The following is a 21,611-nucleotide window of genomic DNA, read 5'->3' as shown; positions in this document are numbered from 1 at the left end:
ATTTTTAGAAGAATGCACCAACCTGCTCAAGAAACGCTTCTACATTCTCAATATGTGGAAAATGCTTGGAACATGAAATAGTTGCTGACTCAATTGCTGGATTTACTTTCTGATAAGCTTCTACAATTGCGGCACCATTTGGTTCGTCTTCGCCCTCTACGATATAAATACTATTATCAATTGATTCTACAGCATGGCGAATGTTGATATTCATATATTTAGCACTTTGGCTGGAGTATAGGCATTTTGCATAATAACCACCTTTGTGCGCAGCTTCATAATATGTATCCAGGACATCTTTATCTACATGGAATGGATTATAATAAAGATTATCAAGGAAGAAATCATTAATTGTTTCACGTGAAACAATTATATGGTAGATAAAGGTTCCAAATATAGGCAGTTCGATAAAAAATTTGAATAATTTATCTTTTTTTGTGGTAGTTTGGGCAAGAGAAATAATGCTTACCGGATTAATAAACATGATTTTATTAATGCTTTCTTTATCGTAAGCAGCGGCAGTAGTAACAAATGAACATGAGAAACCACTTGCAATGATGTCGGTTTTCTCTTTAATTACATTTTTTATAAAATCGCAGATGATTTGTACGAAAAGAAAATTTGTATATGTAATTCCAGCCTTTTCCGAACGTCCGCAACCTAATAGATCGATGGTATATACGGTGTGTTCCTGAGCGAGCTGATCCTCAACACGAGACCATTCGTATCCACTGGCTCCAGGCATTGTATCATGAATAAGAAGAAGTGGAGAACCTTTTCCCTTCTTGGTATAATAAATTTTTCCGAATCGCCAATTATAATAGTTGTGATTGGAAAAATCAAGCATTTCTTTTAACTGGGAAGAGGCAACAATTACTCTATTGGTGAGATGGATGACGCCAGCGGCAATCGTAGTCAACGCAGCCAGAGTCAGAATTTTATGTTTAGTGTCTTTCATTTTATAGAGGACCTCCTTTGGGTTTGTATGTATATTATACGCCAAAGAGGTTGATTTTACAATGTTTTTTGACGTATAAATAGGAATTGACAGAATATTGGGTTGTTGTTTATTATGTGAACAGCAACACGCTTTGCGATACGCAGAAAACAAGAATTCGCATAAAGTTCTTTAGGAGGGACGCATTTGGACAATGTGTATTATTCTCTCGCTGGCGCAACGCTCCGATGAACTAATCGCTAACTGCGATTAATGCGTTCGGGAGAGCCCTCACGCATAAGTCTTCGTAAGCGCAGGATTTCATCTACGCTAAGAACGCGCCTGAAATGGCTCGCTAGAGTAATACACATTGCCCAAATGCTGTGTACTGGCTGGGACTTGTTGGTTGGTAAGAACTTTTAACGAAGGGGGGGAGAGTGAGTGACTGGTTTCCCTATACTTTTTTTGCAACGATAGATTGGCAAAAAACAATAAAGTTGCGGAATACCAACTACTTCCTCTCACCACTCGTTGTTGTCGTTACTGTTTCTTTCTTCCCTTTCCAGTAACCAGCGATTTTGCAATGTATATTCGCAAGCCATGCATTTCAGGAGCGGTTTTAATGGAGGCGAGATCCATGACTTACGGAGACTTAGGCGCGAAGGCTCTCTTGAGCGTCTTAGTCGTAGTTAGTCATTAGCTTGCCGGAACGCCTGGACGCGCGGCGGTGAATATACATTGTGAAATCGCGTCCGGAATAACGACCAACACATTAAATAGCAATAGAAAATAATAATAACTTCGCTAACATGTTAACTGACAATAAATATATTCATAAAAAATGTTTAAAATCTCATAATTAGGGTCATAATTAATAAGAAGATAAAAATAGACAATATTTTCATGAAAAAAAATGCCATTTTCTATGTTTCACGTGAAACATTATGTGGCGAGATAAATTTAAAAGTGTTATAATAGCAATAGCTATATGATAAGATTGCAGAACCTATAGGATGGTGATGTGATCTATAAACTTTGGTTATTGTGTGCAATTAAAAATTGCAAAATGTTTCACGTGAAACATTTTTATGTAATAAGAAATTCAATTGAAATTTTCTATTACATAAAAAGCCCTACCAGGCAGGATCACACTGCGGCGGAAGGTTAGATGGCGCTCGAGGTGCCCCGCCGTAGGTGAAGAATCCTGCAAGCAGGCTTCTTTTTTACAATTAAACATGTTGCTTTTTATAAAAATGTTGTGTGAACAGTAACCTAAATAATATGAAAGGGAGGGTTGATATTGGGCAGAACGATTGCGGTTGCTAATCAGAAAGGCGGCGTTGGTAAATCTACCACAGCCATTAATCTTTCTGCATGCCTGGCAGAACAGGGGAAAAAAGTTCTGACAATTGACATGGATCCTCAGGGAAACACTACCAGTGGATTAGGTGTTGATAAAAATGAAGTAGAAGATACCTTGTATGAACTTCTGGTAGGACAGTCCGATGTTGAGAAGACGATTGTCAAAGATGTAGTAGAAAATGTAGATTTGATACCATCAAATGTAAATCTGTCTGGCGCAGAGATTGAGCTTGTTGGTATTGATAATAAAGAATACATATTGAAAGAGATTACTGACAAAATAAAGAATAATTATGATTATATTATTATTGATTGTCCCCCATCTCTGAATATGCTTACTATTAATGCACTTACTGCTGCGACATCTGTTTTGGTTCCGATTCAGTGTGAGTACTATGCATTGGAAGGACTATCACAGCTGATACATACTATTGATCTGGTAAAGGACAGACTGAATAATGATCTTGAGATTGAGGGCGTTGTGTTTACTATGTATGATGCCCGTACAAATTTATCGCTGCAGGTAGTAGAGAATGTTAAGGAAAATCTTCAGCAGAATATTTACAAGACCATTATTCCGAGAAATGTCAGACTGGCAGAAGCTCCAAGTTACGGACAGCCGATTACACTTTATGATTCGAGATCCACAGGGGCAGAAGCTTATCGCCTTCTTGCAGAAGAAGTGATAAACAGGGAGGTTGAGTAATGGCAGTTAAGAAGAAAGGTCTTGGAAGAGGTCTGGATGCTCTTTTCCCGGAGAAGTCAGTGAAGCCAACTGAGAAAAAGCCGGAGCAAAAGTCAGTTGCCACAAATGAAAGCTTACATCAGCAGGAAGAAGGTTCTTTGAATGCTTCAGCAGTGAAGAGTGCTGCAGAAACAAAAGATACAGCACAAGCTGCAGTGGTTGAAGAACCGAAGAAATCTGAAATGCTTGTGAAGATTTCAAAGGTGGAGCCAAACAGAACTCAGCCACGCAAGCAGTTTGATGAGGATGCTTTACTGGAATTATCTGAATCAATTAAGCAGTTTGGCATCTTACAGCCACTTCTGGTTTCGGATAAAGGCGATTACTATGAAATTATTGCGGGCGAGAGAAGATGGAGGGCAGCTAAACTTGCCGGGGTGAAAGAAGTTCCGGTAATCATTAAGGAATTTAATGATCAGCAGGTAGTTGAGATTTCCCTGATTGAAAATATTCAGCGGGAAGACTTAAATCCAATAGAGGAAGCGATGGCCTATAAGCGTCTGATCGATGAATTTAAGCTGAAACAGGATAATATTGCAGAACGCGTTTCTAAGAGCAGAACTGCAGTGACTAATTCCCTTCGCCTTTTGAAATTGGATGAAAGAGTTCAGCAGATGCTGATTGATGAGATGATTTCAGCTGGGCATGCTCGTGCAATTCTTGCGATTACAGACAAAGATAAGCAGACAAGTGTGGCAATGAAGATTTTTGATGAGAAATTAAGTGTTCGAGAGACTGAAAAACTGGTAAAACATATTGTGGAGCCACCGAAGAAAACTCAGAAAACAGTAAATACAGCTGAAGATGCGATTTACGAGAGTCTTGAAGAGAAAATGAAGGGAATCGTGGGAACTCGGGTTTTTATACACAGAAAGAAAAATAATAAAGGTAAAATTGAAATTGAATATTATTCCAGAGATGAACTGGAAAGAATCATTGAGTTGTTTGAATCAATAAGATAAGGAGAGTGCATGAGCAGTATTTTTGACAGCCTGGGAATCGACCCGGGTATCATTATTATTTTACTGCTGATTCTGATCATCGTTCTGGCGGTGAATGTATTCAGCAGCAAAATGAGGCTTAGCCGTTTGGAACGTAAATACAAAATGTTCATGAAAGGCAGTGACGCACAATCTCTTGAGAAAGTTTTTGTACGAAAATTCGCTCAGATTGACCGCCTTTATGAAGCAAAAGAGGATCATGAGCACGACATCAGCTTTATCAAACATCATTTGGAATCTATGTTCAGCAAATATGGCGTTGAAAAGTATGATGCGTTCGATGATGTAGGCGGAAAACTTAGTTTTGCACTGGCTTTGTTGGATCAGGATAATTCCGGAGTAATTTTGAATGCAGTACACAGCAGAGATAATTGCTTTCTTTATCTGAAAGAAATTGTAAAGGGAGAGTCCTATGTAATGTTGAGCCAGGAAGAACTTGAAGCCCTTAGAAAAGCTGTAAATTTTGGCTTGGAAAATATTGAAAAAGATGAGTAAATTGATTGCTGCGAACAGTTGGTAAAAAATGAATATAAGTCATAAAAAACAGCAAAAAATGACAAAATTGTTATAAAAAACAAATAGCAATGACAATATTGTTATAAAACGAAAAACAAAACAGATACTTGCCACAAAAAGAGATATGAAAAAATAAAACAGATACTTGCTGCAAAAAGAGATATGGATAAATAAAACAGATATTTGCCATAAAAATAAAGTATCAGTACAGGAGGAAGACATGTTAGACATCAAATTTGTGAGAGAGAACCCGGAAATCGTAAAGCAGAACATCCGCAATAAATTCCAGGATAGCAAACTGGAGCTGGTTGACAAGGTTCTGGAGTTGGATAAGGAAAACCGCGAGATCAAACAGGAAGTAGAAGCTCTTCGTGCAGAGAGAAATAAAATTTCCAAACAGATTGGTGCTCTTATGGGTCAGGGAAAGAAGGATGAAGCAGAGGAAGTTAAGAAACAGGTTGCAGCTTCCGGTGAGCGTATTGAGGAACTTTCCAAGAGAGAGAAAGAAGTTGAGGAAGAGCTTCTGAAGGATATGATGGTAATCCCGAATATCATTGACCCATCTGTACCGATTGGTAAAGATGACAGCGAGAACGTTGAGATTGAGAAATTTGGTGAGCCTGTTGTTCCGGATTTCGAAGTTCCGTATCATACAGAAATCATGGAAGCTTTTGACGGAATCGACCTTGATAGCGCAAGACGTGTTGCTGGTAATGGTTTCTATTATCTGATGGGTGATATCGCAAGACTTCATTCTGCTGTTATTGCATATGCACGTGATTTCATGATTAACAGAGGATTCACATACTGTGTACCGCCGTTCATGATTAGAAGTAACGTTGTTACAGGTGTTATGAGCTTCGCTGAGATGGATGCCATGATGTACAAGATCGAAGGTGAGGATCTGTACCTGATCGGAACCAGTGAGCATTCTATGATTGGTAAATTTATTGACCAGATCATTCCGGAAGAAGAGCTTCCAAAAACTCTTACAAGTTATTCTCCATGCTTCCGTAAAGAGAAGGGTGCCCATGGACTTGAAGAGAGAGGCGTTTACCGTATCCACCAGTTTGAGAAGCAGGAGATGATCGTAGTTTGCAATCCAGAGGACAGCAAGATGTGGTTTGACAAACTGTGGCAGAACACTGTTGATCTGTTTCGTTCCCTGGATATTCCGGTTCGTACACTGGAATGCTGCTCTGGTGACCTGGCAGACCTGAAAGTGAAATCCCTGGATGTTGAAGCATGGTCTCCAAGACAGAAGAAATACTTTGAGGTAGGAAGCTGCTCCAACCTTGGTGATGCACAGGCACGTCGTCTGAAAATCCGTGTAAACGGAAAAGATGGCAAGAAATATCTTGCTCATACTCTTAATAACACAGTTGTTGCTCCGCCAAGAATGCTGATTGCGTTCCTTGAGAATAACCTGAACGCAGATGGAAGCGTAAATATTCCAGTTGCCCTTCAGCCATACATGGGTGGAATGACAAAAATCGAGAAAAAGTCCAAATAATTGGACTTAAAAACGAAATGGTATAAAAATACCAAAAATGGGACTTTGATCTGAAATAGTAATATAGATAAAAAGTAAATGATCTGAAAATAGTAATAGTCAAAAGTAAAATATCAGATGGTCCGGAGAATATCTGAAAAGTTGTTTGATTTGCAATAAGACTGCTTAACAGGGAGGTGATAATGTGCATAGTTATTTAAGAACTGTTGGCTTTTCAAAGGTAAAGTCACGTAAAGAAATGCAGGAAATCATTCAGGATGTGATAAATACTTACGATGAGAAAATTGCAGTGGAGAATCATCCAGATGGAGTTTTTGTACAATATTCCAAGAATTATGGCTGTGACTGTGGAATAACAGTCTGTGGACAGTATGATGAAGACAATGAGTTTCACGTAGAATATTCATTTCCGTTTTTTCGCGGCACAGGAATCACCTCTCAGGAGAGTGTAGTCGTGGAGAGACATGCAGAAAAAGAGTCTTACGCAGGGGCGTGTGATGACATGCGCCTTGGCGTGACTTTGATCTTTTATCTTCAGAATCCTGCAGAATATATGCTGGAGAAGTATAAGGGGAATATGCGTGAAGGACAGCCACTGACGATTACAGGACTGGCAAGAGAAGGGAAAATCCTTTTTCCGGTCCAGAAAGATAAAGAAGCTGTAAAAGTAGAGCGGGAGCTGACAAAAAACCGCAATAATCTGATCGCGGCTGCCAGAAATGGTGATGAAGAAGCCATGGAAGACCTTACAATGGAAGATATGGATATCTATTCCATGATTTCTGAGCGTATTGTTACAGATGATGTGCTGACAATTGTGGATACCTGTTTTATGCCTCATGGAATTGAATGTGACCAGTATAGTGTGATGGGCGAGATCGTGGATTTTGTGAATTTTAAGAACATTCTCACTGGTGAGAAACTGTGCCAGATGACCATCGAGTGCAATGATATCCAGTTCGATGTGTGTATAAACTGTGCGGATCTGCTAGGAGAACCGGCTGTGGGACGCAGATTTAAGGGGCTGATTTGGCTGCAGGGGCAGCTGCATTTTTAGACGAATCTTTAGATTCATATTTATAGACTAAGTTAATTTAAGTTATAAAACACAATCTCAAAGTTAATAAAAAAGCTCTTGACAATTTCGAAAAAAGCTCCTATAATGCAGAACCATCAAAAAGCAAACGAAACTACAAAGGCGTAGAACACTTCAATGTGTCTGCGCCTTTTTCAGACTTAAAAACAATTTTTTTACGAGGCGGAAATTAACTATGAAAAAATTGAAAACAATTTTAATGGGACTGAGAACTAATCTTGGTGCAACACAGGTATTTGTAGATGATAAGTGAAAAATGGGACGAAAAAGTAATTGAGCTGGCCAAAAGTCTGATAAACTGTCAGAGCTATTCAGGACATGAGGATAAAGCGGCGGAAGTTTTAAAGGCGTATATGAAAGAGACTGGTGTTTTTGATGAGATAGAAACTGACTGCTACGGAAATGTGATCGGTCATATTAAAGGAAAAAATCCTGGTTCGAAAGTCCTGTTTGATGGACATATAGACACGGTTCCAGTTGGAAATTTAAAGGACTGGAAACATGATCCATTTCATGCAGTTGTTGAAGAGGGAAAGCTTTATGGAAGAGGATCTGCTGATATGAAAGGTGCGGTAGCTGCATTTACAGTTGCTGCGCATAGATATGCGGTGGAAAATGGGAAAAATTTTGCCGGAGATGTATATGTGGCAGGTGTTGTGCATGAAGAATGCTTCGAAGGTGTTGCCGCGCGAAAAATAAGTGAGAAAGTGAAAACGGATTATGTGGTAATTGGTGAAGCATCTGAAATGAATTTAAAAGTAGGACAGCGTGGCCGTGCGGAAATTGTGGTTGAGACCTTTGGTGTCCCGGCACATTCAGCAAACCCGGAAAAGGGCGTAAATGCAGTATATAAAATGTGTGAGGCCATTCAGGCTATCCGTGAGATCGAGCCGCCTGTCCAGGATAAACTGGGAAAAGGAATCCTGGAGCTGACAGACGTAAAATCTTCCCCATATCCAGGAGCCTCCGTTGTTCCGGAATACTGCCGTGCAACCTATGACCGCAGACTTCTGGTAGGTGAAACCAAGGAAAGCGTGCTTCAGCCAATCATTGAAAAAATGGAAGAGCTGAAGAAAAAGGATCCGCAGTTTTCCTATAAAGTTTCTTATGCAGTGGGAAAAGAGGAATGCTACACCGAAGAAAAAATCCAGGGAGAACGCTTTTTCCCAGGCTGGCTGTTTGGCGTAGAAGAGGAGTGGGTAGCAAAAATAAAATCCGAACTGGAAAAAGAGGGATTTTCTCCAGAGGTAACTACCTACAATTTCTGTACAAACGGAAGCCATTATGCAGGAGAAGCTGGCATCCGTACTATTGGAATGGGACCTGCAAGAGAAAATCTGGCACATACCATTGATGAGTATGCGGAGGTGGAAGATCTGATAAATGTGTCGGTGTGCTATGCGGGGATTATGAAGGCGTTGTTGGGATGATGTATAGCTTTCGGTAAAGTGAAGAAATAATGTGAAAATGATAGAAAAGGCATTCTTTTTTGAGTATACTATTACTTGGAAGGGAGTGCTTTTTTATGATTATTGATAGACTTTCGGTGTTTGTGAAATGGAAATTTTGGAAGCAGTTGAAAAAAGATAGCCCACAAAAAGAAGCAGCTAAAAAAATGAAAAATAGAAAGAACAACTGGATAAAAATAGTTATCCAACTACTGTCGTTTATCTTAATCCCAGAACTGTTCGTAACAGGATTTACAGCTATTGGAGATATTTTTTCCCAGATCTATGCTGGAAGTATTTCCTGGGAGAGTGTCAGGTATTCGGTGTATGTACTAATCGCGACAGTGCCAGGAAGTGTACTGGTGGGGAGATTTTTTTGCGGATTTTTCTGCAGCTTTGGAGCTGTGCAGGATTTCTTGTGGTTTGCAGCGCGGAAGCTGGGAAAAGGCAGCTGGAGGCGGAACAGAAATCCAGAAATATACAAGAAAGCTGACAGAGTTCTGAAACTGGCAAAATATGGAGTACTTGTTTATTTTGTAATATTTATATGGAGTGGTGTTTTGACCTGGAAAGAGCAAGGTCCGTGGGAAATATTTGGCCAGTATATTGTGCCTGGACATTGGCCGGGAGTGAAGCCTTTGTGCTCGGTGGGGGGAATTTTACTCTTGGTGATTTTGACAGGATCAGTGTTGGTAAAGAGATTCTTTTGCAGATATTTCTGTCCAATGGGAGCGGTGTATGCACTGATTTCCAGAGGTGCATTTTTGAAAATCGAAAAGCTCGGACGAGAATGCAGTGCCTGTTCTTTGTGTACTGCGAAATGCAGCATGGGAATTGATTTTACGAAAAAGGAACAAGTTACAGGTGGAGAGTGCATTGCGTGCCAGCAGTGCATTAGCTGGTGCCCGAAAGGAAATGTGCATTTTGGAATTAAATATGGAATGGTGATCGGAGTATTGCTCACGTGTATGATGATTGGGGCTTCCCAGCTCCTTACGGCGAGAAGCTATACGAAGGATAGAAATATAGCAGGCGGTGTTGTTGAAGGTTTCAGATATAAAGACGGTACTTATACTGGAACAGGTGAGGGCTATCGTGGAGCGATACGTGTCACTGTAAGTGTGGCGGACGGAAAAATAACCAGTCTTACACTGGATAGTTATGAGGATGACAAGTCTTATATGGAAAAAGCGAAAGCTGAAATCTTTTCTGCAATAATCGGACAGCAGAATACGAATGCAGATACCGTATCCGGTGCTACATATAGTAGTAAGGGGCTGATTCAGGCTGTACAGAATGCTTTGAAGGAGGCAGGAACTTCAGAGACTGCGGAGAATGGTTCTGATGATAAAGCTGCGGACAAGGCTGAATTTATTTCTGCAGGCCGCTTCCGGAACCTTGTCGATGGCGTATATACAGGATCTGCCGATGCTTTTCGTGGTGATGTAGAAGTTCAGGTTACTGTGGAAAATCAGCAGGTAACGGATATTTCTATCTTCTCATACTGTGACACAGAAGAATATTTTTTTAAAGCTGCGCCAGTTGTAATTGAAGAGATGAAAGAGGAACAAAGTCTGAACATTGATGCTGTCAGCGGAGCCACATACAGCAGCAACGGAATTATTCATGCTGTGGCAAATGCATTGGAGATTCCCGAAGATCAATATGCCGAACGTCCTGGCCGGAATCTGGCTGCTAAGAAGAAAAGCCATGGACATATTGTAAAACATGTAATAGAAAACCAGGAAGAGTATGAAAAGAAGGTTAAGGAGTATGAAAAATAGATAACAGAAATCAGAAACGGAGGATGCAGACTGGGAATCGTAATGAATAGACATTGACAGCCCTTATACAGCAGGCATATAATATATCAGATATACACAAAAAATATATGCAAAAATGTAAAATATCTGGTAACTATTCAATATCTGCGCTGCAAGCGTTACAATTTGGAGTATAAGTACTGGGGAAAAAATGAGACGAACGAAAGCATATCGGTTGATTTTTGTGGGAGTGGCATCTGTTCTGCTGGGAGGCTGCTCGGGGAGTTCAAAGGCAAACATGGAGGAGGCAGCAGAACAGCCCGCTGTGGTGGACTATACCTGTATTTCCAATCCGGAAAGCGATAAGCAAATATATGTTATTCTGAAAAATTATCATGGTGCTTACTGGGAGAAAGTAATAGATGGTATAACAGAAGCTGCAAAAAAACTGGATGAAGCGGTTTATCTTGGCGGAATTGATAACGAAACTGACATTTCCGGTCAGATTGACCTGATGAACCAGGCTATGGAGCAAGGCGCTGACGGAATCCTGCTGGCTCCGGCAGATTCCAATTCACTGGCAGACAGCTGTCAGAAGGTACGGGAAAAGGAGATTCCGGTAGTACTTATTGATTCTTCTATTAACAGCAGCGAATTTGATGCCTGTTACATGACAGATAATATAGATGCCGGAGAAATGGCAGCGAAAGAAATGCTGGAGATGCTGTATGATGCAGGGAATTCACCGACAGACCCACTGGAAGTGGGAATCCAGTTGTCAGCGGATACCTCCCAGGCAATGGTAAACCGTGTTTCCGGATTCCTGAATTTCTGGGCGGGCAATGCACCGGAGCAGTGGGAAATCGTTCAGGATATAAGAGTTAATGGTGGTGATACGAAAAAGGCACAATCGGATGCTTCTGCATTATTGAGAGAAAATGCAGATATAAAGGGCTTTTTCGGTTGTAATAACACATCTACTGTCGGCATCGTAAATACTCTTTTTGAAGAAGAAAGAACAGATGTGGTGCTGGTGGGTTTTGACCTGGCGGACGAAACGAAACAGCTGCTTCAGAATCCGGAGTATCATGCAGTGACTGTGCTGCAGAAACAGGATCAGATGGGATATCTGGGAATGCTTTCCCTGAATTCTCTTATAAAGGGAGAAAAATCAGAGCAGAAGTATTTTGATACTGGAGTCATTATGGTTGATTCTGATTATCTTATGGAGAATGCTGTCTCATGAAAGATCGAAGAAAAAATAAAACAAAAAGAAAAGTCCTGCTGACTTTGTATCTGGCAGTCTGCCTTGTTATTATCGTGGCGGCATACTTTCACATGAGCAGAATTGCGCGGAATTTCAATACAGAGCATCTGGAGCTGATCACAGGCCTGTACGCGGAAAAGATGAATGATTCTATGGAATATCTTCAGAACTATGTACAGGAAGATATAAAGATGATCCGGTCTATGGAAAATGCCCAGCCGGAGGAAATCCTGGAACAGCTGGAGAAAAATCTTGACAAGACTGTTTTCGGTGATATTGGTTTTATTATGAATGATGGCGAAATTTATGGCAGCAGCAGCTGCGCTGTTTCCGATATCAAAAAGAAGAAGCTGGATGAGGCGGCGTTGGCTTCAGATACTTCTTTTAACTCGGATCCTTACCAGTCCAGCAGAACTGGAAATATGACCATGACTGTTTTTGTGCCAGTAGGGGATACTTCACTGGTTCATACACTTTATGTGTCGATTATGATCGAAAATCTCAGACAGCTGGGTGAGTATGAGCTTCTTCAGGGCAAGATCAGCATTCATCTGTTAAAGGCCGATTCAGAAAATTTTATTACCTGTGTCAGTGACAATTCCGGCACGTCTGGCAGTTGGAACAATCTTTTGCTTCAGCAGAAGTATTTCCAGTATGATGCAGGTTATTCCTACAACCAGTGGATAAAGGACATGCGTTCCGGAAAGAAGGATGGGAGATTTTCCGCTATTATCAGAGGAGAGGAATCTACAATTTCCTATAGAAGTATTTCTGTTATGCCAGGCTGGTATGTGATCGTTGAATTGACAAATAAGAATATTTCTGATATCACCCAGCAGTTTTCCGTCTGGGGCGGAGTATACGGAAGTATTCTGGTAGGCTTCACGATGCTGTACATGCTGACCCTTGTGCTGTTGGAGAAAAAAGATAAGAAAATGTACATGGGATTGTCTACTACAGATCCTCTTACCGGAATTCTGAACCGCAGGGCTTTTCAGATTGCCGTGGAAGAAGAATTGCGTAAAAAAACGCCAGGCATCTTCATCTTTATTGATGTAGATAATTTTAAAATTTATAATGATACTTACGGTCATAACAATGGAGACTTCTGCCTGAAGCATTTTGCGAAAACTATGAAAAGCTGTTTCCCGGAGGATAGCATAATCGGCCGGTATGGCGGTGATGAATTTGTGGTTTACTTGAAGAATCTTACAGGGGAAATGGCGCGGACTTATATGGAAACGTTTCAGAGGATGATTTCCCAGCTTACACTGCCTACAGGAGAGGCTGTAGAGCTTTCAGCCAGCGCAGGCGGAGCTGCATTCCCGGAACAGGGAGAAGACGTTATGTCTCTTTGTAAAAGCGCAGATATGGCTTTGTATAAGGTGAAACAGAATGGGAAAGCTGATTTTAAAATGAAAGGAATGTAAATGAAAGGATCCCGGCAAGGTCGAGGCTTGTTAGCCTTCTACCTTGCGAGGGGTCCTTTTTTACTTGATAAATGTATCCTGTGGAAATATTAATTCACGTTTGCCGGATCAATCTCTGTAATGGCTGGTGCCGTCCAGGTGTCCAGTGCATCCACATCCTACGCGATTGGTATAGTTATTTACGAAACCTTGTTTTTCTGCATAAAAATTTTATGGCTCGATAATATTAAAATATTTATACTCTGAGGTAACCGTAACTGCATCCATTAATCGTGTCAGGCAGGTCTCATCACCCTCCTGCTGGATCAAAGCTACAACATTCTCCGCGTTTTTCTGAATAATAGACAGCAGTCCGGCACGTTTGGTAGTCCATGTCACATCAGCATCCGCATCCTGTGTATCTTTCTGATAAAGAAGTACGCCATTTTTCACGCGGAGTACATAATTACCTTCCGGCAATATAAGATTTGCTGTAAACGTCAGATCCGGAACCTTCGTTGTATCTACAAGAATTCCCAGATAATCCAAAATCATTTCAGGTGTCATATGTAAAATAACATCACCGTTACCATTGCCTCGCGTTGCATCATCGGTATTTGTACCATTTCGCAGCTCCTGTGCCGCACAAAGGTAAGCACTGCGCCATGGACCGGATTCTGCCTGATACCCCAATTGCTCTAATGCATCTGCACAAAGATAACGTGCATTCATATTTTCCGGATCAGCAAAAACCAGCGTATTGGTGATCTGGGCAACCCACTGATATTCTCCCTTTGCAAAATCTTCTTTTGCTTTTTCAAGAACCGCATCTGTGTCATCGAAATATTCTACCAGCTTTTGTGCATAATCTGATGGTGTAAGTTCAGCAAGATGGACAGGATTACCGTCATACCACCCCATGTATTTCTCATATACTGCCTTCGAATTATGAGAAACTGTGCCATAATACTGACGGGTATACCAGACTTTCTCCAACTCCTTGGGAAGCTGGATCATATTAGCAATCTCTGTCTCCGTATAACCTTCATTAATGTAAAGCAATGTCTGGTCGTTAATAAACTTATACACAGCTGCAGTATTGGTCATATATTCCTGAATAATATCCTTTCCCCAATGTGGCCAGTTATGAGACTGGAATACTACATCTGCCTGATCACCATAAAGTGCCAGAGATTCCATAATGTACTCTGCCCATGCGTTTCCGTCACGTACCTGGGCTCCGCGGAGTGTATACAGGTTGTGGAGTGTTCCTGTACAGTTTTCAGCCATCCACAAAGCATTTTTCGATCCAATCCAGAAGTTCATCTCCGCCGGTGCTTCGGTACCCGGAGTAAGCTGAAATTCAATTTCCACTCCATCAATAGTATGCTTCTCACCGGTTTCTGTGATTTCAAGTGTAGGAGAAATATAACTTGTACTGCCCCTGGACTGCCCCATTCCAATACCAATGGCAAGAGCTCCTGTTTCACTGGCCTCAAGCATGGTTCCATACTGATAGCTTGCTCTGCGCCCCATGGCAGTACCTGCATAAATATTCTCGCTGACAGCATGCTTCTCAAAGCCCTCCGGTGCAATTACCTGCACATCACCGGATTGTACATCTTCTTCTGAAATAATTCCCCTGACTCCACCGAAATGATCAACATGGGAATGGCTGTAAATCACTGCCTTTACAGGAAAAGTGCCCAGATTCTCTTCCACCAGGGAAAAAGCCGCTGCCGCACATTCCATGCTCATCAGTGGATCTACTACAATCCATCCCGTATCACCTTTTATGAAAGTGACATTTGACATATCATAGCCACGCACCTGATAGATTCCATCGGTTACTTCAAAAAGACCATAAATATGATTCAGCTGTGTATCTCTCCAAAGACTTGGATTCGCTGTATCCGGAGCATCCTGATCCAGAAAAGCATATGCCGCCTGACTCCATACAAGCTTTCCGTTCTCATCATAAATATCCAGAGTATCCGGAGAAGCAATAAGACCCTTTGTAGCATTTTCAAATTCCGCAGTATCCTCGAAATCCAGCAATGCATAAACTTCCTGATTTGCATCAATGGTATACTGGGTGGCTGGTTTGCTTTCTGCTGTTAATTCTGATGCGGCAATTGCGGTGGAACTGCCACAGACAGCCATAGTAAGTGCCAATGCAGCGGTAGTCAAAGTAACTGCTTTTTTTCTTTTCATGATACGTTTTCCCCCTTGTTCTGCAAAAAATTCAGATATTTTCTGCTGTAAATCTTAATTGCTTGCAAAAAACAATATCTAATAAAAATATAGCATGAATGTATCAGGGGAACAATCGAATTATAGCAAAATAACATTTCTATTGCGGTAAATCAACCTAATAAGCGGTAAAACGACATTTGTTATTTAGAGGAATTACTTTTCATGGAAACTTCAACCAATCTGACCAGATGATTTTTTTCACTTATAGATTTCATTTTGTCTGCATTAAACAAAATGCATCCACAGTGTCCCGGAAATGTAGGAAAACATATAATTTTCAGATTCGTATCTATTTCAGGACTATAATCCATGATTTCCAGCGTTTCACCATACAAGGTGGCACGTTCATAAACATGAAGCCATTTTGCGTCCATATTGGAAAAAAGACTGGAAAAAGAACTTCCGATCATCTTGTCTAAGGGCTGCTTTTCCAGGGCAGCCAGCGCTTCGTTCCCATAGCGGAAGATCCAGTCCACTGCCTTTTTTTCTTCATTGAATACCATTTCTATATCTGTGAATGCAAAAGGGAGAGCATCACATATTTTATAATATTTGCGATACTCTTCTGCTGTCAGCGGCAGCTTTTTTTTACTGATTTTTGCAATTATAAGCTCCTGATTTTTCTGCAGTTCTTCTCTGAGCACCCTTTTTTTACGTTTTGTATAGCAAATTTTCTCACCATTAGACAGCAAAATCCTGTCTCCAATATCACTGATTGCAGATACAGCTACCATACAGCCACGTTTTACCTCAATAAATTCTTCATTCAATTGTTTCTTTAATTCTTTCAGTGTCATTCGGCAACGATAAACGTTTCCATCAAACATATGAATCCTGCAATGATCATCGGACATGATCACATAGAGAATGTCTGCACATCGGATTGCGATTTTTGTGCGATTGAAGGTTACTGTAATGAATTCCTGCTGCATGGCTGAGGTCTCCTTCTGGTAATTAAAAATCTATTTGAAAAATATAACTTTTATTATTCTAGCACTGTGTCAAAGCTCTTACAAGTATATAGATGCCAACCGTATAGTGCATCAATTTGTGTTTCAAAAGTGGTAACTGCTTCGTAATGCATATCTTGTAGAAAGCTTTTTTCAAACATGCTCTAACGAACAGTAACCATTGTAAGGACGGTATAGAAGAAAAGTCTTGTAATTTGTGTGTAATTATAGTACAATTGAAGCTACAGATTTGTCCTGTTAGTTTAATGGATAGAACAAGTGCCTCCTAAGGGTCAGGTGGAGCAATCCCCTTTTGGAAGCGATTTATGAAATAAATTTGAAAATTGCTCTATTACAATTAAATACGTCTCAGTACCTCAGTAGGATAGAGGGTTCGCCTCCTAAGCGAAACGTCGCAGGTTCGATTCCTGTCTGGGACGCCAGCAAACAACGCTGAAAGCCTTGATTTATCGAGGTTTTCAGCTTCTTTTGTTTTTGGCTTATAACCTGTCGGATAAGAACATATTCAATTTATATTTTGCAATTTCTTTTGATTTTCAGAATTTGTAATTCGATATTTTTATGACTGTTTGAGTAGAAGAGTTTGCTAACACTTTTTTTATTTTCAAAAAATATCAGCAGATTTTTGAAGATTTGCTAACACTTTTGAAAAATTACTTTGAAGCTGATTGTTTCAAAAGCATTTTTTTCATCTCTGGCGTAAGTGATTTTAAAAGCTGTAAAAGCTCCATATCACTGTCTGATAAGCCGTTGTTTTCTGGCTGAAATTCCTCATTTTGTGGTTGCATTTCCGAATCATGGTTTAGAGTGGAATAAAATTGTTCGTCCATCTTTTGAGCATTGTAACGTCTATCTTCATCTATGATTTCTGAATAAACGTCTGTAACCATTTCTGCTTCTGCATGACCTGTATCGCCTTGTACTGATTTTACATCGCCGTTGGTCATTTTCAATTTGTATCCTGTTGATAAATGACGCAGACTGTGGAAAACAACTTTTTCATAGCCATTTTGTTCGCATAACTTTTGAAATCTGTCTCTCACAATTCTACTTTCAACGGGATTTCCATTTTCCAAAGCTATAACAAGGTTGTAATTGTTATAAGCGTCTCCTAGAAATTCCTGTAATTCCTTTTGGTCTTTTTGATATTGCACCAGCAATTCTGCAACTGTCTTTGGCAACCATACGGTACGATTACTTGTTTCTGTCTTTGGTGTCTTTAATACAAGCCTTGTTGTGCAATGTGGCTTTTGTGTCGGAAAAATCTTGATAATATCTTTTTCCTTTAATTTCTGCATAGCTTGTGCATTTACTCTGGAAAGCTCTTTGTTGATGATTACCCTTGCGTTATTCGTTGCAATGGATTGTTCATCAATAATCACATCTTCCCATGTAAGACCTGTAATTTCTCCAATACGCATTGAGCAGGAAAACGCCAAATGCATACAGATAGTTAATAAATCGTCGTCTGACTGCTGAATTGCTTCACGGAATGTATCTACACTCCAGACTTTTCTTTTTACCTTAGGAACTTTAGGAAGCGTTGCTAATGAAGCAGGGTTACGCTTGTTGGTATCAATATATTCCCAACGGATTGCTTGATTTAATGCACAGCGTATAATGTCGTGTATTTTCTTGATATTGGCAGGTTGTACGCAACGTCCAGTAGCTTTTCTGTTAGCTCTGGGTACTTCTGGAACACTCAATAAATCGTTGTAGTAGGCAGATAATTTCTTTGTGGTAATCTCATTTAACTTCCAATCCCCGATAAGTGGATTGATGTAATTTTCGATAGTACCGACCTTACTACTAAATGTACTAGGCGACCATTTTGACGTACCATAGAGATTGACAAATATTTTTAAAAAGTCACAAAGCGTAATATCTTCATTGGTACTATCAAGTTCTTTTTTCGATTCATCAATTTGGCGTGCAAACTGTTCCTCTAAGGGAACAATCACATAACCATATTTTTCTTGATAATACTCAACAAATGCTTTTCTCTGCTTTGCTTCTTTCTTTGTCTCTAACGTATCCCATTTCTGTTTACGTTCTCCTGCATTGTCTAAATACCAGTAAATAACGGAAAATGTTGATTTTCTTTTTTTGATTGAAGCCATAATATATTCTCTCCTTAACAGTTAATTTTGATTTAACCATTTATCGAAAGAATCTTTAGATACCCGTATGGCTCTACCAGCACGAACATAAGCGAACTGTCCACTTTTAACCAATGCGTAAGCCACTTTTTTACTCACACATAATTGTTCTGCAATTTCCTCTACTGTATATGTCTTTTTCTCCTTTTTAGGAGTTTCTGTATTTGATGTATCACTTATCACGAGTAATAATAACTCCTTTCCGTGTGATAACAGCAAAATACATACGTTTAACAAGGTCATTATAGCATATCAATAACTCTTGCGGATATGTTTTTTGCCGTTGCTAACACTTTTGCTAATACTTTTTATATGCAGACAAATGGCTTTGGCAAGCTCCACTGGTATCTCAACCATTCCCATTCCTGTGGGCTGAACCGTGTCATACGGGTGTATCATTATCCTGTGTTGCAGGTCATGGCAGAACGACTTTTCCAACGGTCGCTCCCAGATCATTGCATGAATCGCTATCTCCCGATTGGAAAAGTCACGGCGTACAATCTCTGATGGCTCACTGCAAGCACAAACGTATCTGTCTGCATTATTCAGTTGTCAAAGAACTATTAGGCTCTTGTCAGCCTGTATCAATCTGTTTTGTTAAATAGACTGATACAGAATGACAAGCTAAGAAGTAAGCGGAACAGGAAAGAGGGAAGTGCTTATATGAAGCGTTCCGCAGATATTACCTATTCAATTTTTATGTCAAATTCCAATATCATTTTCATAATGGCTTCTCTGATACGACCTTTTAATTCCATATCCACAGCGATATATACATTTCCGTATTCATCATATAATGGGCGAATACAGCTTTTTGATATATACGGGTCATAGAAATCTAAGATTTTATCAATGGAAATTTTGTCGCCGTCCATAGCCGATGAAATCACATAAAATGATGGCTTCTTATACGAACGTTTTTGTTTCAAATACTAATTTTCCTCCTCTAATGACTTTTTCATTTGTTTTAATGCATAGTGTCGGTTTTGAAATACACCACTTCGGGATATATTCTGCAATTTTGCAATTTCCGTATCACTCATATCCAAGAAATAGTACATAAGTACATTTTCACGGTAACGGTCAGATAATTGTTTAATGACTTTTGCCAGCTCATCGTCATATACATAAATGTCATGTCCACATATATTGAAAGTCGTGTAATCCGTTTTATATGTATCCCATATAGCAACTTTATCTATGATAATGTCGGGAAGCTCACAAAAGGGGATAGCTTCTGCTTGATTCTTTTTCAACTCTTTGTAGTAATCCTTTACAACTCCGAAAACAGTTTTTTTTAAACAACTATCAAAACGACACATTACAGTTTTCTGGAAGTCAGATGGTTTCACGTTCTCACCTCCTCCCTGTGCTGTTTTGTATCTATCCCTCTTTCCACTCCATATAAGAAAAAAACAGGGCAGTTGCTAAGTGATTTGAAAAAAATAATCGCTATTTTAGATAAAATTTATACTTGCCCTCACTATATAGCCGACGAGAAAGGCAAAAATTGTTCAATTCGATAAAAAACGACAAAAAAAGACCTGCACACTTAATGTACAGGTTAAGGAAATGGTGATTTCTTATAAATTAGTATTTAATTTTTGTTGCCATCGTATAAACGTATTCTTCTGGTGTAGGGCGTTTCTTTCCGAAATAACTTGAAAATTCAGCTTGCACATCTGGGTCATCGCTGTAATACATTTCATCAATGGTTGACTGAATACGTTCCTTTACTTCTGATACAGAAACACCCTGTTGATGTGCAATCGCTTTAAAAACTTGTTTTGTATCTCGTTTTTTGATACCCAACATTTAACCACAACCTTTCTGAAGAAATTTAATCCCAATCATACTCATCAATGATATTCTTGATTTCGCTGGAGACTGATTTGTCATTCTTTAGTGTTTTAACAACTTTTGCAAATTCATTACGGTTTGGATTTTTTATATCATTATAGCAACGGTGAAGCATTAAAATGTTATGTGAAGTTGGATTTTTTCTGACGGAATTGATTAACAATTCTTCATATCCCTTTTTATAGAACTTTTCTACAAAATGAACTAAATCACCGGGCATTCCAAAATTAACTGAGGGATTAGTGGATATAATTTCTAAAATTGGCTCTACAAATTCATAAGGATTTTGATATGAAAGCATAGCACTTAATATTTCATCATCAAGATAATACTCTTCATAAGGCTTTGCTGATTTTTTTAGTTCTTCAATTATTTGTTCTTTGGTCATTATACATTTTCCTTTCAAACTTTGGTTGTTCAGCTCTACAAGCTTGAATTTATACCCGGTACTTGTCTCGATTTATAGTCATATCAACCAAATGAAATACAAGTAAGATAATAAAAAAAACGGAAACTATTATTATTCCTGCGCCCAGCTTGATAAAATCAATTATACCGCCAATACAAAAGAGCATTGACCATGTCTTAATCCGTTTTCCAGTAACTCTGCATATTTTCTCTGTATTTAATCCAGTATAATCTCCTGATAAAAACAGCACACTTCTTTCTGTATTCCTTGATTTGATAAAAAATCTTCCAACAAAAAAGAGAACAGTTGCCATCAGTAAATCAATAAATATAATTATTATTTTCATTTTCAACACCTCTAATTCTAAGTTCACAACTTCCGATTTCTCAGTTTCAGAAACTTGAAGTTATCGCTTTACCTTTGTTGTATCTTAGCCAAAATACTTTCTATTACAAGTGTTACTGTTATAAAGGCTCCTACAAGGGTATAGTAGTTTAAGCCATACATCAATGGCAAAAGAGAAATAACTACCGTAATAATGGAAAGGACAAACAATGCTTTGAGAACACCTTTCTTCTTCAATGAAAACAATGAAAGTAAGAAGATGGCAACAGTAAGTGTGGCTGTAATAAGTGGAGCAAAATTTGCATAGCCAAACGGTGTAAGGCTAAAGTATGAGAATGTTTCTTTTACTCTTTCTGTTGGAGATGTTGCAAAAATACAAACTGCTCCCAAGGGTAATAATTCTAACACTATTGTTAAAGCTGGCAAAACCGCTAAGCAGACTTTCTTCATGTTGTATATCTCCTTTACAAATTCCGATTGAACAAAATCGCTGCGCGATGGCCTGCCAAGGCTGTGGCGCAGTTTTATTTTTATTAAAAAGCAGTGGAATTACT

General features: G+C 39.3%; 20 protein-coding genes and 1 tRNA gene. 10 read left to right on the top strand and 11 right to left on the bottom strand.

Annotation, left to right across the window (positions count from 1 at the left end; translation table 11 throughout):
* Positions 1 to 4 precede the first annotated feature (4 nt).
* Positions 5 to 958, bottom strand: a complete 954-nt coding sequence (locus AB5Z12_RS09620) for an alpha/beta fold hydrolase (RefSeq protein ID WP_368368623.1) — start codon at positions 956 to 958, stop codon at positions 5 to 7.
* Positions 959 to 2,237: 1,279 nt separating this feature from the next.
* Between AB5Z12_RS09620 and AB5Z12_RS09615 the strand changes: the two genes are divergently transcribed.
* The 9 genes from AB5Z12_RS09615 to AB5Z12_RS09575 all read left to right on the top strand — a co-directional run bounded on the left by AB5Z12_RS09615 (position 2,238) and on the right by AB5Z12_RS09575 (position 13,078).
* Positions 2,238 to 3,005 carry a ParA family protein gene (locus AB5Z12_RS09615; RefSeq protein ID WP_195590256.1) on the top strand — a complete coding sequence of 256 codons (768 nt, stop codon included), beginning with the start codon at positions 2,238 to 2,240 and terminating at the stop codon, positions 3,003 to 3,005.
* Complete coding sequence (locus AB5Z12_RS09610; protein WP_195590257.1) at positions 3,005 to 4,006, top strand: ParB/RepB/Spo0J family partition protein; 1,002 nt, start codon at positions 3,005 to 3,007, stop codon at positions 4,004 to 4,006. The genes AB5Z12_RS09615 and AB5Z12_RS09610 overlap by 1 nt, the downstream gene beginning before the upstream one ends.
* A gap of 9 nt (positions 4,007 to 4,015) precedes the next feature.
* On the top strand, positions 4,016 to 4,540 hold the full coding sequence (locus AB5Z12_RS09605; RefSeq protein ID WP_368368622.1) for a DUF4446 family protein: 525 nt from the start codon (positions 4,016 to 4,018) through the stop codon (positions 4,538 to 4,540).
* 241 nt (positions 4,541 to 4,781) lie between these two features.
* Positions 4,782 to 6,074 carry a serine--tRNA ligase gene (gene serS / locus AB5Z12_RS09600; protein ID WP_148463062.1) on the top strand — a complete coding sequence of 431 codons (1,293 nt, stop codon included), beginning with the start codon at positions 4,782 to 4,784 and terminating at the stop codon, positions 6,072 to 6,074.
* 184 nt (positions 6,075 to 6,258) lie between these two features.
* Positions 6,259 to 7,131 (top strand): DUF3881 family protein, encoded by an 873-nt coding sequence (locus AB5Z12_RS09595; RefSeq protein ID WP_368368621.1) that lies wholly within the window; start codon positions 6,259 to 6,261, stop codon positions 7,129 to 7,131.
* Between the two features lie 281 nt (positions 7,132 to 7,412).
* Positions 7,413 to 8,600: a YgeY family selenium metabolism-linked hydrolase gene (locus AB5Z12_RS09590; RefSeq protein WP_368368620.1), complete on the top strand. Its 1,188-nt coding sequence runs from the start codon at positions 7,413 to 7,415 to the stop codon at positions 8,598 to 8,600.
* Positions 8,601 to 8,785: 185 nt separating this feature from the next.
* Positions 8,786 to 10,402: an FMN-binding protein gene (locus AB5Z12_RS09585; protein ID WP_368368619.1), complete on the top strand. Its 1,617-nt coding sequence runs from the start codon at positions 8,786 to 8,788 to the stop codon at positions 10,400 to 10,402.
* Between the two features lie 190 nt (positions 10,403 to 10,592).
* Positions 10,593 to 11,627 carry an ABC transporter substrate-binding protein gene (locus AB5Z12_RS09580; RefSeq protein ID WP_368368618.1) on the top strand — a complete coding sequence of 345 codons (1,035 nt, stop codon included), beginning with the start codon at positions 10,593 to 10,595 and terminating at the stop codon, positions 11,625 to 11,627.
* Positions 11,624 to 13,078 (top strand): GGDEF domain-containing protein, encoded by a 1,455-nt coding sequence (locus tag AB5Z12_RS09575; protein ID WP_368366644.1) that lies wholly within the window; start codon positions 11,624 to 11,626, stop codon positions 13,076 to 13,078. Before AB5Z12_RS09580 ends, AB5Z12_RS09575 begins: the two co-directional genes overlap by 4 nt.
* A 210-nt stretch (positions 13,079 to 13,288) precedes the next feature.
* Here AB5Z12_RS09575 and AB5Z12_RS09570 read toward each other — a convergent pair whose 3' ends face one another.
* A complete protein-coding gene (locus AB5Z12_RS09570; RefSeq protein WP_368368617.1) occupies positions 13,289 to 15,271 on the bottom strand; it encodes an alkyl/aryl-sulfatase in 1,983 nt (660 codons plus the stop codon).
* Between the two features lie 182 nt (positions 15,272 to 15,453).
* Positions 15,454 to 16,245: a LytTR family DNA-binding domain-containing protein gene (locus tag AB5Z12_RS09565; RefSeq protein ID WP_195590261.1), complete on the bottom strand. Its 792-nt coding sequence runs from the start codon at positions 16,243 to 16,245 to the stop codon at positions 15,454 to 15,456.
* A gap of 384 nt (positions 16,246 to 16,629) precedes the next feature.
* Between AB5Z12_RS09565 and AB5Z12_RS09560 the strand changes: the two genes are divergently transcribed.
* Positions 16,630 to 16,706, top strand: a tRNA-Arg gene (locus AB5Z12_RS09560).
* 231 nt (positions 16,707 to 16,937) lie between these two features.
* On the opposite strand, the gene AB5Z12_RS09555 is transcribed toward AB5Z12_RS09560, so the two are convergent.
* From AB5Z12_RS09555 to AB5Z12_RS09520, 8 genes are all read right to left on the bottom strand, one after another.
* Positions 16,938 to 18,404, bottom strand: a complete 1,467-nt coding sequence (locus tag AB5Z12_RS09555) for a tyrosine recombinase XerC (RefSeq protein WP_173904341.1) — start codon at positions 18,402 to 18,404, stop codon at positions 16,938 to 16,940.
* 21 nt (positions 18,405 to 18,425) lie between these two features.
* Positions 18,426 to 18,626 (bottom strand): helix-turn-helix domain-containing protein, encoded by a 201-nt coding sequence (locus AB5Z12_RS09550; protein WP_226814520.1) that lies wholly within the window; start codon positions 18,624 to 18,626, stop codon positions 18,426 to 18,428.
* A gap of 503 nt (positions 18,627 to 19,129) precedes the next feature.
* Complete coding sequence (locus AB5Z12_RS09545) at positions 19,130 to 19,318, bottom strand: helix-turn-helix domain-containing protein (protein WP_005334926.1); 189 nt, start codon at positions 19,316 to 19,318, stop codon at positions 19,130 to 19,132.
* Positions 19,319 to 19,375: 57 nt separating this feature from the next.
* On the bottom strand, positions 19,376 to 19,795 hold the full coding sequence (locus tag AB5Z12_RS09540; RefSeq protein WP_005334925.1) for a sigma factor-like helix-turn-helix DNA-binding protein: 420 nt from the start codon (positions 19,793 to 19,795) through the stop codon (positions 19,376 to 19,378).
* Between the two features lie 238 nt (positions 19,796 to 20,033).
* Positions 20,034 to 20,258, bottom strand: a complete 225-nt coding sequence (locus AB5Z12_RS09535) for a sporulation initiation factor Spo0A C-terminal domain-containing protein (protein WP_005334915.1) — start codon at positions 20,256 to 20,258, stop codon at positions 20,034 to 20,036.
* A 25-nt stretch (positions 20,259 to 20,283) separates the two neighbouring features.
* Positions 20,284 to 20,691: a hypothetical protein gene (locus AB5Z12_RS09530; RefSeq protein WP_055200598.1), complete on the bottom strand. Its 408-nt coding sequence runs from the start codon at positions 20,689 to 20,691 to the stop codon at positions 20,284 to 20,286.
* Between the two features lie 49 nt (positions 20,692 to 20,740).
* Entirely contained in the window at positions 20,741 to 21,085 is a 345-nt protein-coding gene (locus tag AB5Z12_RS09525) for a hypothetical protein (protein ID WP_368368616.1), read from the bottom strand.
* Between the two features lie 41 nt (positions 21,086 to 21,126).
* Complete coding sequence (locus AB5Z12_RS09520; protein ID WP_173904342.1) at positions 21,127 to 21,507, bottom strand: hypothetical protein; 381 nt, start codon at positions 21,505 to 21,507, stop codon at positions 21,127 to 21,129.
* Positions 21,508 to 21,611 lie beyond the last annotated feature (104 nt).

The sequence above is a fragment of the Ruminococcus sp. RTP21358st1_G6_RTP21358_211008 genome (genome assembly GCF_040908885.1).
Lineage (GTDB): Bacteria > Bacillota > Clostridia > Lachnospirales > Lachnospiraceae > Blautia_A > Blautia_A faecis.
Note: the sequence above shows the minus strand (reverse complement) of the source record. Positions and strands in the feature narration are given on the sequence as shown.

Coding starts and splice junctions, on each gene's coding strand:
- AB5Z12_RS09575 (WP_368366644.1), top strand. CDS start 11,624: ATGAAAGATCGAAGAAAAAATAAAACAAAAAGAAAAGTCCTGCTGACT.
- AB5Z12_RS09565 (WP_195590261.1), bottom strand. CDS start 16,245: ATGCAGCAGGAATTCATTACAGTAACCTTCAATCGCACAAAAATCGCA.
- AB5Z12_RS09545 (WP_005334926.1), bottom strand. CDS start 19,318: ATGGACGGCGACAAAATTTCCATTGATAAAATCTTAGATTTCTATGAC.
- AB5Z12_RS09585 (WP_368368619.1), top strand. CDS start 8,786: ATGAAAAATAGAAAGAACAACTGGATAAAAATAGTTATCCAACTACTG.
- AB5Z12_RS09620 (WP_368368623.1), bottom strand. CDS start 958: ATGAAAGACACTAAACATAAAATTCTGACTCTGGCTGCGTTGACTACG.
- AB5Z12_RS09605 (WP_368368622.1), top strand. CDS start 4,016: ATGAGCAGTATTTTTGACAGCCTGGGAATCGACCCGGGTATCATTATT.
- AB5Z12_RS09555 (WP_173904341.1), bottom strand. CDS start 18,404: ATGGCTTCAATCAAAAAAAGAAAATCAACATTTTCCGTTATTTACTGG.
- AB5Z12_RS09530 (WP_055200598.1), bottom strand. CDS start 20,691: ATGACCAAAGAACAAATAATTGAAGAACTAAAAAAATCAGCAAAGCCT.
- AB5Z12_RS09590 (WP_368368620.1), top strand. CDS start 7,413: ATGATAAGTGAAAAATGGGACGAAAAAGTAATTGAGCTGGCCAAAAGT.
- AB5Z12_RS09520 (WP_173904342.1), bottom strand. CDS start 21,507: ATGAAGAAAGTCTGCTTAGCGGTTTTGCCAGCTTTAACAATAGTGTTA.
- serS (WP_148463062.1), top strand. CDS start 4,782: ATGTTAGACATCAAATTTGTGAGAGAGAACCCGGAAATCGTAAAGCAG.
- AB5Z12_RS09610 (WP_195590257.1), top strand. CDS start 3,005: ATGGCAGTTAAGAAGAAAGGTCTTGGAAGAGGTCTGGATGCTCTTTTC.
- AB5Z12_RS09580 (WP_368368618.1), top strand. CDS start 10,593: ATGAGACGAACGAAAGCATATCGGTTGATTTTTGTGGGAGTGGCATCT.
- AB5Z12_RS09535 (WP_005334915.1), bottom strand. CDS start 20,258: ATGTTGGGTATCAAAAAACGAGATACAAAACAAGTTTTTAAAGCGATT.
- AB5Z12_RS09570 (WP_368368617.1), bottom strand. CDS start 15,271: ATGAAAAGAAAAAAAGCAGTTACTTTGACTACCGCTGCATTGGCACTT.